The 17,303-nt window shown below is 31.9% G+C and carries 15 protein-coding genes; 13 read left to right on the forward strand and 2 right to left on the reverse strand.

Going from position 1 to position 17,303, the window contains the following annotated elements:
• The 7 genes from ACVC5O_RS08755 to ACVC5O_RS08785 form a co-directional block, all read left to right on the forward strand.
• On the forward strand, positions 1-1,213 hold a 1,213-nt coding region (locus tag ACVC5O_RS08755), incomplete at its 5' end, for a curlin (RefSeq protein WP_452221103.1).
• A 105-nt stretch (positions 1,214-1,318) separates the two neighbouring features.
• Positions 1,319-1,873, forward strand: coding sequence for a hypothetical protein (locus ACVC5O_RS08760; protein WP_452221104.1), 555 nt, complete (start codon positions 1,319-1,321; stop codon positions 1,871-1,873).
• An 8-nt stretch (positions 1,874-1,881) separates the two neighbouring features.
• The gene (locus tag ACVC5O_RS08765) at positions 1,882-2,679 is read left to right on the forward strand and encodes a CsgE family curli-type amyloid fiber assembly protein (protein ID WP_452221105.1); all 798 of its coding nucleotides are present in this window, start codon (positions 1,882-1,884) and stop codon (positions 2,677-2,679) included.
• 4 nt (positions 2,680-2,683) lie between these two features.
• Complete coding sequence (locus tag ACVC5O_RS08770; RefSeq protein ID WP_452221106.1) at positions 2,684-3,094, forward strand: curli assembly protein CsgF; 411 nt, start codon at positions 2,684-2,686, stop codon at positions 3,092-3,094.
• 18 nt (positions 3,095-3,112) lie between these two features.
• A complete protein-coding gene (locus ACVC5O_RS08775) occupies positions 3,113-4,642 on the forward strand; it encodes a CsgG/HfaB family protein (protein WP_452221107.1) in 1,530 nt (509 codons plus the stop codon).
• 16 nt (positions 4,643-4,658) lie between these two features.
• Positions 4,659-6,173 carry a carboxypeptidase regulatory-like domain-containing protein gene (locus ACVC5O_RS08780; RefSeq protein ID WP_452221108.1) on the forward strand — a complete coding sequence of 505 codons (1,515 nt, stop codon included), beginning with the start codon at positions 4,659-4,661 and terminating at the stop codon, positions 6,171-6,173.
• A gap of 129 nt (positions 6,174-6,302) precedes the next feature.
• Positions 6,303-7,481 (forward strand): AIR synthase related protein, encoded by a 1,179-nt coding sequence (locus ACVC5O_RS08785; RefSeq protein WP_452221109.1) that lies wholly within the window; start codon positions 6,303-6,305, stop codon positions 7,479-7,481.
• Here ACVC5O_RS08785 and ACVC5O_RS08790 read toward each other — a convergent pair.
• A complete protein-coding gene (locus tag ACVC5O_RS08790) occupies positions 7,478-7,768 on the reverse strand; it encodes a hypothetical protein (RefSeq protein WP_452221110.1) in 291 nt (96 codons plus the stop codon). The two genes, ACVC5O_RS08785 and ACVC5O_RS08790, sit on opposite strands and share 4 nt — an antisense overlap.
• Before the next feature lie 462 nt (positions 7,769-8,230).
• On the opposite strand from ACVC5O_RS08790, the gene ACVC5O_RS08795 reads away from it, so the two are divergent.
• From ACVC5O_RS08795 to ACVC5O_RS08820, 6 genes are all read left to right on the forward strand, one after another.
• Complete coding sequence (locus tag ACVC5O_RS08795) at positions 8,231-8,617, forward strand: hypothetical protein (protein WP_452221111.1); 387 nt, start codon at positions 8,231-8,233, stop codon at positions 8,615-8,617.
• Positions 8,618-8,655: 38 nt separating this feature from the next.
• A complete protein-coding gene (prfA, locus tag ACVC5O_RS08800) occupies positions 8,656-9,732 on the forward strand; it encodes a peptide chain release factor 1 (RefSeq protein ID WP_452221112.1) in 1,077 nt (358 codons plus the stop codon).
• Between the two features lie 168 nt (positions 9,733-9,900).
• Entirely contained in the window at positions 9,901-10,716 is an 816-nt protein-coding gene (gene pyrF, locus ACVC5O_RS08805; protein WP_452221113.1) for an orotidine-5'-phosphate decarboxylase, read from the forward strand.
• A gap of 515 nt (positions 10,717-11,231) precedes the next feature.
• The gene (locus ACVC5O_RS08810) at positions 11,232-13,184 is read left to right on the forward strand and encodes a tetratricopeptide repeat-containing sensor histidine kinase (RefSeq protein WP_452221114.1); all 1,953 of its coding nucleotides are present in this window, start codon (positions 11,232-11,234) and stop codon (positions 13,182-13,184) included.
• 2 nt (positions 13,185-13,186) lie between these two features.
• Positions 13,187-13,318: a hypothetical protein gene (locus tag ACVC5O_RS08815; protein WP_452221115.1), complete on the forward strand. Its 132-nt coding sequence runs from the start codon at positions 13,187-13,189 to the stop codon at positions 13,316-13,318.
• Between the two features lie 26 nt (positions 13,319-13,344).
• A complete protein-coding gene (locus tag ACVC5O_RS08820; protein ID WP_452221116.1) occupies positions 13,345-15,123 on the forward strand; it encodes a DUF7619 domain-containing protein in 1,779 nt (592 codons plus the stop codon).
• A gap of 103 nt (positions 15,124-15,226) precedes the next feature.
• Here the strand turns inward: ACVC5O_RS08820 and ACVC5O_RS08825 are convergent, their stop codons facing one another.
• Positions 15,227-17,245 carry a T9SS type A sorting domain-containing protein gene (locus ACVC5O_RS08825; RefSeq protein WP_452221117.1) on the reverse strand — a complete coding sequence of 673 codons (2,019 nt, stop codon included), beginning with the start codon at positions 17,243-17,245 and terminating at the stop codon, positions 15,227-15,229.
• Between the last annotated feature and the right edge of the window lie 58 nt (positions 17,246-17,303).

The following is a 17,303-nucleotide window of genomic DNA, read 5'->3' on the forward strand; positions in this document are numbered from 1 at the left end:
CGAAGCAGATGTAAGACAGAGAGGTACAGATAACCAATCTACATCTATTCAAGAAGGTGATTTTAACGAAGCAATTACTCGCCAAGGTATGAAAGAAGCTACTTTAGGAGTAAGCGAAGGAAACAGAGCTAAAATTCACCATGGAATTGGACAACAAGGAGAATCTAATTTTGCTATGATTGAGCAAGACGGAAAAGATAACTCTGCGAAAACAGTTCAGGTGTATGACAATAGTGATGCAAGAACAGTACAAGAAGGAGATGATAACGTTGCAGACATTCGTCAGGATGCTGGACCAAATCAATCTGCAGGTCACGAAGCTTTATTAGAGCAATATGGTGATGAAAATGTATCTAGAATCCGTCAAAATGGAGAAAACAGAAACATGGCACGTTCGGTACAAGTTGGTGACAGAAACAAAGTTAACCAAAACCAAACTTCAAATGGTGGTTCTGGTATAGGAAATAGAGCAACTGTTGATCAAGGAAACGGTAACGTTCCATTAAACGGTTTATTTACAACTTACCATACAGATTTACAAAATGTTGATAACACGCAGAATGCTGGATTTAATGGAGCATCTGATGATGGATTAGCATTACAAAATCAATCTGGTACTAATAATGAAGCTTTCATAGGTCAGTTTGGTGATGGATCTCAAGTAGGTAACTACGCTGAGCAAAATCAAGATGGTGATTCTAACAGAGCACTTTCAGTTCAAAATGCTTTTGGATCATCTAGTGGTGGAGATAACTATTCTCGTCAAGATCAAGATGGAGATAATAACTTAGCTGCAGTAGCTCAAAATGGTACAGATCATTTAGCTTACCAAAGACAATACGGAAATGATAACTCTGCTTTATCTACGCAAAGAGGTAATGATAACCACTTAAGTACTTACCAAGGTGGAGATGGAAATGCAGTTGAAACTGGACAAAGAGGAACAATGAACACAATCTTAGTTGTACAAAAAGAACAAGGTTGGGGAGGACACAGTTATAAAGTATCTCAAAACTTACCAGGAGGAACTCCAGTAGGAAATCCAAATGGAGGTAACATTGCAGATATCTTACAATTAGGACCAGATGGAGATTTCGCAGCAGATGCTGAAGGATGTGATTTCCAAGATCCTGCAGATTTAGTTTGTCCTGATGGATTAGATGGATTTGACATTGCTAACCCTTGTGATGATGGTACTGGTAATGGATGCTAATAAGCAGTCAAACCGCTAAATGATTAGTCAATAATCATTAATATAAATAATTAAGAGGAGGATGACTAAATAGCAAGCATCCTCCTTTTTTAAATATAAAAAATCATGAAAAATAATTATAAAATAAACGATAAAGTGAGTTTTGTAGTAGTACTGTTTTTCTTGTGTGTTCAGGTTGGATGGGCTCAAAATTACGAAGAAGAAGAGTCTGAAAATACTGAAGCAACAAATACAGAACTTAATGGGACTGAGGTTTCTCCAGAGGTATTTGCAGCTTTTGGTTTCGACACTACAATAAACCCTAAGCTGGCAACAGTACAAGGTAATAGTGTGTTTATTAATCAAATAGGAGAATCTAATACTGTAGGTGTATATACAGATACTCAAGCAAGTGAAATAAAAGTGTTTCAGCAAGGAGACTATAATGGTATTGCTTTAGATTACACTGTAAAAAAAGTAGTTACAGATGTTAAGCAATTAGGCGATAATAATATAATTTTAGATTATGCTAATAATCCAGACAAAGAAGTATCTTTAGACCTAACACAACAAGGAGATAATTTAAATTTTCAAAGAGATGGAATTAATGATTTAACAAAATCTATTAAATTTACTCAAACACAAGCTTCGCCAACAATTATAATTCGAAGCTATAATTAACAATTAAGATGAAAACCTTTAGGTTTAAAATAATTGTATTTTTCATCTTCATTATATCTCAGCAATCGTATTGCCAATTATATAATAAAGAGGTAAAAGCAAAAATTAAAATAGATAGAACTAGTGAGTTTGTAACGTTTACTGCTACAGCCGAAAATTTAAATTTTTCGGACTATAGTTTACGTTATGAATTTTTAGTTTTTAAAGCAGATCAAAACAATAATACCTCAAAATCTTCTCAAGGAAATCGTTTTTTTCTACAAGGAAATGAGAAAAAAATACTATCTTCATTTACTGTAAATAATAATGTAGATGGTAAAGTAACTCTTGTTTTGTTAATATATCCTTTGGAAACCGATAATGAAAAGCAAGGAGCTATTGGAAAAGATAGACTTGTAGTTACTAGTTCAGAAAATGGAATTCTTTCAATTGAAGGAGATAAGAGTTCTATAAAAAACACTAGTGTTTCAGCAGATCAAGATACTTCTGCAAAAGATGGGATTTTTTTAGAAGGATTAGTAATTCAAAAAACATTAACTAAAGCAGGAAGAGATTTTTATCGTTATTTTTATGCAGATTATTTTAATAGACAAATAAAATCGTCTAAAAATATTTTAATAGAAGAAGTGCCAGGACAAAGAAGAAGCACAAGAATATCCGTAAAGGTAGATGGACAATTAGTATGGCAATTCTTTGCCAATCCTAAAAAGGATTACTTAAAACAAATGGCACAAACAGCATTACAACGAAGTATATATTATTTACAACAATTACAAAAACAAAAAGAAACAATAACGCGCTATTAATATTATGAAGTCTTTTTTATTTATATTATTATTTTCAATAGGCTCATTTTGCTACGCTCAGCAATTTAGTTACAAACCACTAAATCCAGCATTTGGAGGAGAAACCTTTAATTACAATTGGTTGCTAAGTTCCGCAACAGCACAAAATAGTCAAACAGCTCCAAGAACGCAATCGCAACAACAGTCTGAACTCGAGCGATTTGGAGAAAACACAAAACAACAAATATTAAATCAAATTGGCAGAATTTTAACTGCACAACAAATATCTGCAATAGGCGATTTAGATCAAGAAGGAACTTTTACAGCTGGTGACTTAAATATTGAAGTTTTTGAGTCTGACGAAGGCTTAATAATTAATATCTTAGACACAACAAACGGAGAGCAAACACAAATAGTAGTTCCAAATAACCCATAATTTTAGACGAACCAAATAATGAAATACCCAAACTACAAGCATAGTTTTGCGAACCTATTTATAGTCGTTTTTCTTACCTCATGTGGTGCTTACTTTAATCAACCCTTTGACCAAAAAGAAGCAAGAATAGGAGAAACAACAAAAACCACAAGTATTCTAAAAAGTTTACCACCAGCAGCAACACCTGTAGAAGTGGCAGTCTATAATTTTAGTGACCAAACAGGCCAATATAAGCCTGTGGAAAACGGAAGTACATTTAGTACAGCAGTAACGCAAGGAGCAACAACAATTCTCATAAAAGCACTTGGTGATTCAGGATGGTTTACACCAATAGAAAGAGAAAACTTAAGCAACCTCTCAACCGAAAGAAATATTATAAGAACTACCAAGCAAGAATACATAAAAGGATTAAACCCAAATGAACCTCCTTTGCCACCATTATTATACGCAGGATTAATGCTAGAAGGAGGAATAATTTCATACGATACAAACATTATTACTGGTGGAGCAGGAGCACGCTATTTTGGAGCAGGAGCATCAACACGATACAGGCAAGATAGAATTACAATTTACTTAAGAGCAGTCTCTACAAGTAATGGCGAAATTTTAAAAACTATATATGTCTCTAAAACCATACTCTCTCAAGCTGTAGATGTTAGTTTATTTCGATTTGTAAAATTCCAACGTTTGCTAGAAGCAGAAACAGGTTATACAAGAAGTGAACCTATACAATTAGCAGTACAAGACGCTATAGAAAAAGCAGTACATGATTTAATTATAGAAGGTATTAAAGATGACTATTGGAGCACAAAAGCAGGGAAAATAATTGACGATCAATTAGTTGCTGCTTACGATGCAGAAATGGAAGAAGCTAATAGCACATTTATATATGATAGATTACAATACGAACGCAGAACAAAAAACGCATTACATGGCTCTTTGGGCGCATCTATTATTAATGGAGATTATGTAAATGCAGAACCCGAATTTAGTGGCAAAATAGGGTATAAAAGGTTTCTAAACCCATCCTTTAATATCAATTTAGGGATTAATAAATTTAGCTTGTCTAATAAAGGATTATTTAATGAAGGCTTTAGTAGTTTCGATGTTAATTTAGAGTATATGGTTTTACCTTACGATAAATTATCTCCATTTGGTTATGTTGGAGGTGGCTCTAATGTAACAGATGGTTTTAACAAAATATCACCAAAAGTGCAAGCAGGATTAGGTTTAGAATATTTGATAACAGATAAAATGGGAATTACACTTTATGCCGAAAACAATTTTGTATTCTCAGATAATGTTGATGGATTAGAATTAGGCTCTAGAGACGATATGTATTATAGAGTTGGCTTAGGCTTAAATTTTTACTTAGGATCCAACAAGTCTAAATTTGAAAAAAAGAAAGATGCTGAAAGAGAAATAAGAAAAAAACAAAACGAGATAAGGAAGAAAAACCTTGAAGCAATTTTAAATAAAGCTGAAGAAAAACCACAAGAAACTACAGAACCCGAAGAATCAGAGCCAGAAAATGATGGTAACAACTAGTATAAAGTTAGAACACATGAAAACATTAAAATATATATTCGGAATATTATCATTTTTAATCTTCATAAATTGTAGTGAAGATAAAATTGATGGAGATAGAATTGGGACCATTACTGGAAAAGTAGTCCAAAACGGTACAAATGGCCCTTTAGAAAACGTTAAAATATCTACAAACCCAACATCGAGTACAGTTTTTACAGACGAAAATGGAGAGTTTGTTTTAGAAAGCATTAAAGTAGATGAATATTCTGTACAAGCAGAGTTAAGTGGTTTTGTAACTGCTTTCGAATCTGCAGTAGTTATTGAAAACGAAACTACAAACGTTGCAATAGAGCTCCTACTATCTAATGCAAACAATCAACCACCACAAACACCTGTTTTAGTTTTTCCTGAAGACCTAGCAGAAGAAGTTAGCTTAGAGGTTGAGTTTACTTGGGAATCTTCAGATGTAGATACTAACGATGAATTAACTTATGTACTAGAACTTAGAAATGGAACCACCAATGAAGTAGAACTTTTTGAAACTGAGCAAGACACTTTTAAAATAGTAAGTGGTTTGCAACTATCTACAAGTTATTTTTGGCAAGTTAGAGTTTCAGATGGTATAAATGATGAGGTAAGTTCATCTGTAAGTCAATTTAAAACTATAACAGCACCAAATAACCCATTTATATTTGTAAAAAAAATAAATGGGAATAATGTTATCTTTTCTGGTAATGAAAGTAATGAGGATGGAGCAATAGACGTTGATTTATTGCAACTTACAGAGGATTCTAATAACAGTTTTAGACCAAGAGCTAATCTAATAACCAATAAAATTGCTTACTTAAGAACCGTTGGAGGAGACACTAACCTATTTACTATGAATTTTGATGGGACCAATAAAACTCAAATAACAACGACTATACCTGTTGCTGGATTTAGAAGTGAAGAATTAGATTTTTGTTGGGGAAATAATGGTAGTAAAATATTTTATACAAATTTTAATAGATTGTATAGTGTAGATCCAAATGGAGGAGGTACAACACTTTTGTTTCAAACCACTGATGGTTCATTTATAACAGAAGTAGCAACGCCAGATTTTGATACCGATTTAGTATTGCTAAAAACAAATAATGTAAATGGGTACCAAGTAAGAATATTTACACTAAGATTATCTACAGGTGTTGAAGAAACTGTTGTCGTTGAAAACCAGCTTGGTGCTTATGGAGGAATAGATATAACTGCAAATGGAAATATTATTGTTTATACAGATGATTTGTCTGATTCTATGAACACGAGTTACCGTCAATTTCAAAGTAGAATATTTTTGTTTGACGTGGCAACACTTACCAGTACTCAATTAGATTCTGATGTAATTTTAGGAGAAAATGATTTAGATCCAAAATTTTCACCATCAGAAGGCGCACTAATATTTACACGTAAATTAAATTTTGCAAATGCAATACCAAGAGTTATTAAATTTCAATTTGGAGCATCAACTCAAGAAACAGAGCTGTTTACAGAGGCTTCTATGCCAGATTGGGATTAAAAATTACTAACCAACCATTAGTAAGAGTTAAAGACATAATTTCACATCAAATTAAATTTAACTCGAAAAGCACACATATTATTTGTGTGCTTTTCATTTATAAATATCTTTGTAATTCAATCTAATAAAATGAGTTCCGAAATAAGTAAGCGTTATAGTCAAAGAGGAGTTTCAGCTTCAAAAGAAGATGTTCACAATGCCATTAAAAACATAAACAAAGGATTGTTTCCTAAAGCCTTCTGTAAAATTGTGCCAGACTACCTAACCAATGATGAGGAGTATTGCTTAATAATGCATGCAGATGGAGCAGGTACAAAATCGTCTTTAGCTTATATGTATTGGAAAGAAACAGGAGATCTTTCGGTTTGGAAAGGTATAGCTCAAGATGCATTAATAATGAATATCGACGATTTGCTATGTGTAGGAGCAACAAGTAATATCATGCTGTCTTCAACTATAGGAAGAAATAAAAATGTAATTCCTGGCGAAGTTATTTCAGCTATTATAAACGGAACAGAAGAACTTATTGAGGATTTAAAATCTTTTGGTGTAACTATACATTCAACAGGAGGAGAAACAGCAGATGTTGGTGATTTGGTAAGAACAATAATAGTGGACTCTACCGTTACAGCACGCATAAAACGCAGCGATGTTATAGATAATGCCAATATTAAAGCAGGAGATGTTATTGTTGGATTAGAAAGTTTTGGACAAGCCACTTACGAGAAAGACTATAATGGAGGCATGGGAAGTAATGGATTAACTTCTGCAAGACACGATGTGTTTAATAAGTATTTGGCAAAAAAATATCCTGAAAGTTTTGATGCTGCAGTTCCAGAAGATTTAGTGTATTCAGGAAACATAAAGTTAACAGATACTGTAAAAGACAGTCCAATTGATGCCGGAAAGTTAGTGTTATCACCAACAAGAACTTATGCTCCAATTATAAAAGAAATTCTATCTAAATATAATTCTAGTACTATACATGGTATGGTACATTGTTCTGGTGGAGCACAAACTAAAATTCTTCATTTTATAGATAATTTACATATTGTAAAAGATAATATGTTTAATATTCCGCCACTTTTTAAACTCATACAAGAACAGTCGAAAACAGATTGGAAAGAAATGTATCAAGTCTTTAATTGTGGGCACAGAATGGAATTATACGTGTCTCCAAAAATTGCAGACGATATTATCTCAATTTCAAAATCATTTAATGTAAATGCTCAGATCATAGGTAGAGTAGAAAACTCAAAATCAAAAAAACTTACGATTAAAAGTGAGTATGGCGTATTTAATTATTAAATATATTCTTTAAGTAACATTAATATAGGCATGCTAAATACACAATCGTAAATAAAAATAAAGCCTAATAGTTTAACATTAGAGAATTTTGCCATTTTATAAAATTTTATTCTTCGCCTAACAGTAGCATCGTCTAATAAAAACCAAAAAATAGCTAATAAAAAGAGTTTTATTAATAAAACAATAATAAGTTTAGCGCTAGCCAGCATAACTATAATATTAATTAATAGTGATAGTATAGCTACTTTTTTATAATATTTACCACAAGCTTTTAATTGGTTTAACATAACATTACTATAACGAAAGTGATATTGTATTATTTTAATAATACTTCATCAAAAAAATAAATACACGCTTTTTTCTTACAAAAAATAATATTGTTATATTCGTAGTCCCAAACGTATTCTAAAACCAACCTAACCTTGTATTACCAAAAACTTTTATATTCTTTAGCAGTTATTTTATTTATAACTGGTATTCTAACAGTTTCAGAACTGTCTTTAAAAATGTTCTTAATTCATAGATTAGTAACTACAGTACTATTTACTCTATGTTTTTTTTACATATCTTGTTACAAACACAAATTAGCAACACTAATAATATTTTTATTTCTAATTGTAGATGTGCTCTCAATTTGTATAGAAAATTTAATGCTACCTAAAATAGTTTTAATCCTAAAAACTGTTATTTTTTCATTACTAACCAGTCTAATAATAAAAAAACTAACTCTTAAAACCAGTAATTATTTTATGGTTTTAATATTTACAATTATTGCTTTTTTAAATGGGTATTTAATTTATTTATTAGTAACATCAGTAAATATTAATTTGTTCGATACTTTCGATAGGGTTTTAACTGTATTTGCTAGTATTTCAATGATTTTAATGTGTGTGTGTTCTGCAAATTATAATTTTAATAGATTTCATTTGCGCTCAACACTATTTTTATTAGCAACATATTGTTTTGCTTTTGCAGATATAACTGCATTTAGTGGGTATTTTTTAGACTATAAATCATTATTTTACGTTGAGCGTTTTTTTGCAATTTCCGGCTTTCTTTGTTTTTTAAATTATGTCATGTTGGAGAATAAGAAAAGAGTACAAGAATCCATTGAAAAATCCGTTCATTATTATTGATTATTTATCGTATTTTTGTTGGATAACGCAAACGATTTATGCTAGAAAAATTACAAATAATAAAACAACGTTTTGATGAGGTTAGTGATTTAATCATTCAACCAGATATAATTACAGATCAAAAACGTTATGTAGAATTAAATAAAGAATATAAAGATTTACGCTTACTTATGGATAAGCGCGAATTATACCTGGAATTAACTAATAATTTAGCTGAAGCTGAGGAAATAATTTCTGATGGAAGTGATCCAGAAATGGTTGAAATGGCTAAAATGCAATACGACGAAGCCAAAGAAGGCATCCCAAAATTAGAAGACGAAATCCGTGTATTATTAATCCCAAAAGATCCTCAGGATTCTAAAAATGCAGTAGTAGAATTAAGAGCAGGAACTGGTGGTGACGAAGCTAGTATTTTTGCAGGAGATTTATTTAGAATGTACACCAAGTATTGTGAAAGTAAAGGCTGGAAAGTAGATACTGTAGATTATAGTGAAGGCACAAATGGTGGTTTTAAAGAAATACAATTTGAAGTCACTGGTGATGATGTTTATGGCACATTAAAATTTGAAGCTGGTGTGCATCGTGTACAACGTGTACCACAAACCGAAACGCAAGGTCGTGTACACACAAGTGCAGCTACTGTAATGGTTTTTCCAGAAGCCGAAGAATTTGATGTGGAAATAAACCCAAAAGATGTGAGAATAGATTATTTCTGTTCTTCTGGTCCTGGAGGACAATCGGTTAATACAACCTATTCTGCAGTTCGTTTAACCCACGAACCAACTGGTTTAGTCGCACAATGTCAGGATCAAAAATCACAACATAAAAATAAAGAAAAAGCTTTTAAGGTTTTACGCTCTAGACTCTACGATTTAGAGTTAGCAAAAAAGAATGAAGAAGATGCTGCTTTACGCGGAACCATGGTAACCTCTGGAGATAGAAGTGCAAAAATTAGAACCTACAACTATTCCCAAGGCCGAGTAACAGATCACAGAATTGGTTTGACACTGTACGATTTACAAAATATTGTAAATGGAGACATCCAAAAAATTATAGACGAATTACAACTCGCAGATAATACAGAAAAATTAAAAGCTAGCGACGAGCATATCTAAACCTAATCTGTTATTTCCCAAAAGGAATAGACACAGGTATCCCTGTTTCCTGCAAGGTTTTTAAAACCTTGTAGGTATAAAAAAACAGTTTCCTCCTTTGGAGGATTAATGAGGCTTTAAATAAGAGTAATTAAACAACGATTTCCTCCTTAGGAGGATTAAGGAGGAATGACAACACAACAACTAACTGCACAAATAATAAAAAAGAAATCCTTTCTGTGTATAGGATTAGATGTCGATTTAAACAAAATACCAAAACATCTTTTAAAAGAAGAGGATCCTATTTTTGCCTTTAACAAAGCTATTATAGACGCAACACATCATTTATGTGTAGCCTATAAACCCAATACAGCATTTTACGAAGCCTATGGCTTAAAAGGCTGGAAAGCGTTAGAAAAAACCATAAACTATTTAAATAAAAACCATCCAGAAATCTTTACCATCGCAGATGCAAAACGAGGTGATATTGGCAACACTAGTACTATGTATGCCAAGGCTTTTTTAGAGGACTTAGCGTTTGATAGTGTTACGGTTGCACCATATATGGGAAAAGACTCTGTAGAACCTTTTTTAGCCTTTAAAAACAAGCATACCATACTTTTGGCATTAACATCCAACCAAGGTGCTTTCGATTTTCAAACAAAAAACGTAGAAGGAAAGGAGTTATATAAACAAGTTTTAGAAACCTCTAAAACCTATAAAAATTCTGAGCAGTTAATGTACGTTGTTGGAGCTACAAAAGCAGAATATTTCACTAAAATTAGAAAAATTATACCAGATAGTTTCTTGTTAGTTCCTGGTGTAGGAGCACAAGGCGGAAACCTTCAAGAGGTGTGTAAATATGGTATGAATGAGCAAGTTGGTTTATTAATTAATTCTTCAAGAGGAATAATTTATGCTTCAAACAAAGTAGATTTTGCAGAAGCTTCTGCAGAACAAGCTAAAGCGCTTCAACAAGAAATGGAAAGCATTTTAAATTCATAATTTATTTCAATTTTTCTGTCATTTACAGCAAAGCGAAGAATCTCTACTTAAAAACAAAAAGATTCTTTAGTCCTACTTCCTTCTTAAAGACATTCTTCATAATGACATGAAAACACTAAAATTATCATTAGCTTTTAAATTTAAATGTATTTAAGAGCTCTGCTGTCATTCAGAGCAAAGCGAAGAATCTCTACTTAAAAACAAAAAGATTCTTTAGTCCTACTTCCTTCTTAAAGACATGCTTCATAATGACATGAAAACACTAAAATTATCATTAGCTTTTAAATTTAAATGTATTTAAGAGCTCTGCTGTCATTCAGAGCAAAGCGAAGAATCTCAAAACTAACAAGTGTGTATTGAAATTGCTTTGTATATCTCAGTGAAAATTCTGTGTATCTCTGCGCCATAGCTTAAAAGCAAGAACATCAAATTCTAATTCAAAACCCTCAAATTCTCATTTACAGCTTTTTTACTAATCTGATATCTTATATTTGATTTGTAAAATAAATACCAATTTGAAAACAAAACTACTTCTACTCCTTTTATTTGTTGCTACATTAAGTAGTTTTTCACAAAATAAACTTGCAGATAGCTTGGTTTCTGTGTTGTCGGACACAAAAAAGGAAACAGAGAAACTCGTACTTTTAAATGCCATTTCCAATGCCTATAAAACAAGTAATGGAGAACAAGTTATTATATATGCCGAAAAGGCGATAACACTTTCCAAACAATTAAATTCTAAAATAGAAGAAGGCCATGCCTACGTTAACCTTGGAAACGGAAACATAATTATTGGTAATTACGATACAGCAGTAGAGTCTTTTTTAAAAGCAAAATCAATTTTTGAAAACCTATTAAATAAAAATCCTAATAACACTTTAAAAAAGAGCTTAGCCAGAGCTTATGGCAGCATTGGCATAGTGTCTTCAGAACAAAGTAATTACTCCAGAGCCTTCGAATATTACATAAAATCAATTACTATTTACGAAGAATTGCAAGATGTAAATATGTTATCGAGATTATATAATAATGTTGGAGTAGCTTACCAATCTCAAAGCGAATATAATAAAGCCTTAGAATATTATAATAAAGCAAAAGCATTACAAATTGAATTAAAAGACCCAAATATTGGTATCACATTAACCAATATTGCGAATTGTTATTTAAAGTTGAAAAATTTCGAAAAAGCACTATCGGTTTTTAATGAAGCAAAAACGCAGGTTAAAAATAACCCAAGAGCTTTAGGCGAATGGCACAATAGTATTGGCACCTATTACTACCAAACAAACAACAACCAAAAAGCCATTACACATTGGGACGATGCTATTAGAGTTTTTAAAAGTATAGACGATAAATTTGGTATTGCAGACACATATATTTTTAAGGCTGAATTGTTTTTAGACCAAAACAACTATAATCAAGCTATTGAAAATGCAAATTCTGCATTAAAACTGTCTCAACAAACCAATGTCTTGGAACAACAACGCAATGCAGAGCAGGTGTTGAGTTTAGCTTTCGAAAAACAAAACAAATTACCACAAGCATTAAAACATTATAAGCTGTTTACTGCGTTAAATGACTCGTTATCCAATGCAGAAAATATTAGAAAAGGTGTACAAGCCGAAATGAATTTTGAATTCGAAAAGAAAGAAAATACAGAGCGTTTAGAGCGCGAAAAACAAGAATTAGTTTTAGCTGAAGAAAAGAAACAAAAAACAATAAAATACACTTTTTTAGTAATTAGTCTTTTACTATTATCAGGTTTAGGAATTTTATATTATAACCGAAAACAACTAAAAAAACGATTAACCTTAGAGAAGGAGTTAGCAGAATACGAGCAAAAAGCACTACATCTTCAAATGAATCCACATTTTATTTTTAATTGTTTAGGTGCAATTTCTGGATTTATAATTAATAATGGTACAGATCACGCTATTAAATACTTGTCTAAATTTTCAAAATTAATGCGATTAACCTTAGAGTATTCGCAAGAATCTTTAATCCCAATAGGAAAGGAAATAGAGAGCCTTCAAAACTATTTAGAACTAGAAAAATTACGATTTAATAATAGTTTCGAATTTACAATTACCAAAAGTGAATCTATTGAAGATGCTGTAGCAATTCCACCATTATTACTACAGCCAATAGTAGAAAATGCTATTATTCATGGCATTATTCCTAAAAAAGAAAAAGGGAATTTAACCATTACTTTTAGTACAGAAAACGATATGATTATTTGTGAGGTAATAGACGATGGTGTCGGAATAGAAAACTCAATTAAGAAAAAAGAAAATTCGGTTCAAATCCATAAATCTATGGCTTTGGATATTATAAAAAAACGGTTAAAAATGATTACTCAAGTCGCAAATAAAAAAGCAAGTATTAAAAGTGAGCAACGTAATGCCACTAATACCAATAGCGATGGCACAAAAGTGGTGATGTCTTTACCAGTTCAATATATAGATTAATTATGATTACAGCAGTTATAATAGACGACGATATGAATTTACGCAATGGAATGAAAGGCTTATTAAACCTTTATGCGCCAGAAATACATATTATTGGTGAAGCCGATAATGTGCAAAATGGAGTTTCCGATTAAATGTTAGAAATAATCAAATTTCAAATTTGGATTTATCTAACAATCAAAATCTTCAATCCTTGTTTTGTGAAGGCAATCAGATTGTAGATTTAAATGTAAGTAGTTGTACTAATCTAATATATTTATATTGTTCTAATAATTTACTTACGAGTCTATTTCTGAATAATAACATTAATTTAGGAGGTTTAATAGCAGACGGAAATCAATTAACAAGTTTAGATCTTAGTAATGCTAGTGGTTTAGTTTTAAATGACTTTAGTAACAATCCCAATCTAACTTATATAAATTTAAGAAACGGAAATAATGAGAGTTTTAATTTAAATGGAGTAAGTTCTCATTTTAATAATATACCAAATTTAGAGGTCGTTTGCATAGATGATATAACGAGTAATACTACTATTCAAATACAAAATGTAGTTGGTTCTGGTGTAGTTTTTACTGAATATTGCTCATTCACTCCAGGAGGAGGTTATAATACGATAACTGGAAATATCAATTATGATAGTGATAACAATGGCTGTGATGCTAGTGATGATGCATTTCCTTTTATTAAAGTTAATATAAATGATGGAGTAGAAACAGGCTCAACCTTTACAACCAATTCAGGAGAGTACAATTTCTACACACAAGATGGAAATTTCACTATAACTCCTGACCTAGAAAACCCAACATTTTTTAATATATCACCAATAGATGCAACCATAAATTTTCCAGACACCAATAACAATGTGGAAATACAAGATTTTTGCATCACAGCAAATGGCGTACATAACGATGTAGAAATAGTTATTGCGCCAACACAACCAGCAAGACCAGGTTTTGACGCAGAGTATTTAATAACCTACAAAAACAAAGGTAATCAAACATTAACTGGTAATTTTAGCTTTACTTATGATGATGCTGTTTTAGACTATATTTCTGCTACAGAAACACCAACCACACAAACTACAGGTTTATTAACTTGGGATTACACCAATTTGTTACCTTTTGAAAGCCGAAGCGTTTACCTTACACTAAACGTTAATAGTCCACAAGAAACACCAGCAGTAAATATAGACGATGAGTTATTATTTTCTGCAACAATAAATCCTGTTGCAGGAGACGAGTTGCCAAACGATAACACGTTTGGTTACAAACAAACTGTAATTGGTAGTTTTGATCCAAATAATATTATTTGTATTGAAGGCGAAGTAGTAGAACCATCCGAAATTGGCGAATATTTGCACTACATTATCAATTTTGAAAACACAGGTAACGCACCTGCCCAAAATATTGTAGTAGCTACAGAAATTGATCCTTCACAGTTTGATAGTAGTACGTTACGAGTGCTAAGCAGTTCTCACGATGCTTATGTAAAAGTAACAGGAGACTTGGTAGAAATTATATTTGAGTCTATTTACTTGGATTCAGGAGGCCATGGTAATATATTACTTAAAGTGCAATCTCAAAACAATTTAGAAACCAACGATACAGTAACTAAAAAAGCAAACATCTATTTCGATTATAATTTTCCAATTGAAACTAATAACGCCAATACCACGTTTGCAGCGTTAAGCGTATCAGAATTTGAGATTGACCAATCGGTTTTAATCTATCCTAATCCAGTTGTAGATGTTGTAAACATTTCCTCTAAAACAGAAATAAAATCAGTCTCATTATACGATGTTCAGGGACGTGTGTTACAAACACAACTAAACGCAAATAAAGAACTAAAATTAGAGATGTCTAATAGAGCAACTGGTGTGTATTTTATAAAAATACAAACTAGTAAAGGTGTTAAAGTAGAAAAAATTATAAAGCAATAATCGTATTAGGGATATATCGATTATGTAAAAACCTATTGTATGTATGTACAATAGGTTTTTTATTTTTTAAGAGATTATAAATTTTAAATTGAAACTTCACAAACTACTGTTTTACAACTTTAACAGTCTGTGAAAGCCCTTGAGTACTTTCAATTTTTAAAAAATAAATACCAGCACTTAAACCAGAAACCTCAATCTGTTTATCAGAATTTTTTTGTTGTTTTATTAGCTTTCCTTGTGTATCAAAAAGTATTTTTTCTACAATATCGTAAGTAGTAGAAATCCAAATAGTATTTTCCGTAGGATTTGGAAAAACTGTAAACGCATGGTTAGTATTAAAAGCTTCAGCAGTAAGCGTTAAGGAATTCCCATTAATCCCAATACTTGGATTTAAATACGTACCACTTCCAGTAGTTTCCAATTTTATCGCTCTAACTATATACCAATCTGCAACAGTTCCGGAGGCATCATTAAAATTTAATTGCGGAGTTGGAGTAGTAGTTAGCTTAGTGTAAATCCCAAATTGTGTTGTGCTTTTGTAAACGTGGTAGCCTAAAATATTACTGTCTAATGAAGCACTCCAACTTATATCTATTCCATTAGCAGAATCGACTATTTGTAAATTACTAGCTGGTTGTACTTGGTTTAGTCGTAGGGTTGGATCTCCATTGTATTGTAAATGTGTTCTTCCCCAATACTCTTCAGTATCATAAGGTTGCTCTGGTTTTTCGTATAAATTATTTAATGCGTTATTATCCATAGTTCGTTTTAAGCTCCAACCCATAGTTTCTCCCATGCCTGGTTGATGAAAAAGGTTAACTGCAGAAGTTGTCCAAAGTAAACCTAAACATTTACTAGAGTGCGAAAGTAAATACCGAATAAATCCATAACCATAAGTAGTTTGTGGTGCATCCCAAAATCCCCAATAACTTTGGTCCGAACTGTAAATTGTGGCATCCATTCCGTATAAATCCCATTCGTTGGGATTTGGTGTTACCACATTTTGCGTAAATATTTGATAAGGACCATTTTGGTTTACCCATTGAGCAAATGGCATTGTGCCATTGTATTGGTCAACATTATTGATACCAGAAATAGGAATTAAGCTTCTGTAAGAGCCATCGTTAGAATTGTCATAACCAAAATTAAAAGCTGTTTTTTCTCCCATATCATGTCCAGAGGCAACTACTCTGTAATTGTGAAGTTTAGTTAAATAAGCTCTAAGGAGATCTTCTTCGGAGTTTGATGCTTCACTTAAGTCTGCAAAATCAACACGACCAAAAGCCATTTCTAATTCAGAAGGAATATAATCCTGATCCCATTTTAGGTCATTTGGTAAATTAATAGCATTTGGGTCTATACCTGCTGCATTAAAAGTTTCAGCATCTGTAAAAACACCATCAATATCTGCATAGTAACAATCTGCACCTCGTGCTCCTCTATTTTCTATATGTTGATCTGGCGCAATTTCTCCCAAGCCAGATCGTGCAATAGGTATATGTCCTAATAAAAACAAATGCGTTGGCTTGTCGTTAGTTGGTGCAGTAGTGTAAATAGTAGTAATTTGGTTTTTTATATTTATAATTTCAGCTTCCGTTTCCCAAGTTGTTGCTCGTGGTACGTAAAGCTCGTTTACAAACCAACCTTCATTAGTTAAATCGGTTTTTAGTTGAGTAATTTCAGCCATTAAGCTATTTTGAAAAGTCACATCAATAACCAAAATCATTTGGCCTTTATAGTCTGTTTGATCATACATTATAGCTGCTGTAACATAGCCTCTTGCTATTTGAGTACCTGTGTTTCTGCTAATTTGATATTCAAAAGCATCTCCCAAAGCCACATTTGTATCTGTCCAAGTACTTGTCATTGCAGGTAAGTTGGTGGCTACTGTACTCCAATCTGCATGTAAACCGTTTATAGGTCGTTTTTTAATAGTGTAATTTTCAGAAGTATTTAATTCACTATCGTGTAAATTAATAATTACTTGTGGTGGACTCTCAACTACACTTGCCGAAACTAAACACACTCGCCTTCCTGTGTTGTTAAAATCATAATCAAAATTAAATTGACCAAAACTTAAATTGCAAAGCAGTAGTAAAAATAAAAATGTAAAATTTTTCAAAGTAATCTATTTTTACTAAAGGTATTTAATATCTTTTATATTTCAAATTTAGAACTCA

It is taken from the genome of Lacinutrix salivirga (assembly GCF_053604675.1).

What these genes read in the sequence shown, in the direction of transcription:
- ACVC5O_RS08760 (WP_452221104.1), top strand. Translation starts at nt 1,319, where the DNA reads ATGAAAAATAATTATAAAATAAACGATAAAGTGAGTTTTGTAGTAGTA.
- ACVC5O_RS08765 (WP_452221105.1), top strand. Translation starts at nt 1,882, where the DNA reads ATGAAAACCTTTAGGTTTAAAATAATTGTATTTTTCATCTTCATTATA.
- ACVC5O_RS08770 (WP_452221106.1), top strand. Translation starts at nt 2,684, where the DNA reads ATGAAGTCTTTTTTATTTATATTATTATTTTCAATAGGCTCATTTTGC.
- ACVC5O_RS08775 (WP_452221107.1), top strand. Translation starts at nt 3,113, where the DNA reads ATGAAATACCCAAACTACAAGCATAGTTTTGCGAACCTATTTATAGTC.
- ACVC5O_RS08780 (WP_452221108.1), top strand. Translation starts at nt 4,659, where the DNA reads ATGAAAACATTAAAATATATATTCGGAATATTATCATTTTTAATCTTC.
- ACVC5O_RS08785 (WP_452221109.1), top strand. Translation starts at nt 6,303, where the DNA reads ATGAGTTCCGAAATAAGTAAGCGTTATAGTCAAAGAGGAGTTTCAGCT.
- ACVC5O_RS08790 (WP_452221110.1), bottom strand. Translation starts at nt 7,768, where the DNA reads ATGTTAAACCAATTAAAAGCTTGTGGTAAATATTATAAAAAAGTAGCT.
- ACVC5O_RS08795 (WP_452221111.1), top strand. Translation starts at nt 8,231, where the DNA reads ATGGTTTTAATATTTACAATTATTGCTTTTTTAAATGGGTATTTAATT.
- prfA (WP_452221112.1), top strand. Translation starts at nt 8,656, where the DNA reads ATGCTAGAAAAATTACAAATAATAAAACAACGTTTTGATGAGGTTAGT.
- pyrF (WP_452221113.1), top strand. Translation starts at nt 9,901, where the DNA reads ATGACAACACAACAACTAACTGCACAAATAATAAAAAAGAAATCCTTT.
- ACVC5O_RS08815 (WP_452221115.1), top strand. Translation starts at nt 13,187, where the DNA reads ATGATTACAGCAGTTATAATAGACGACGATATGAATTTACGCAATGGA.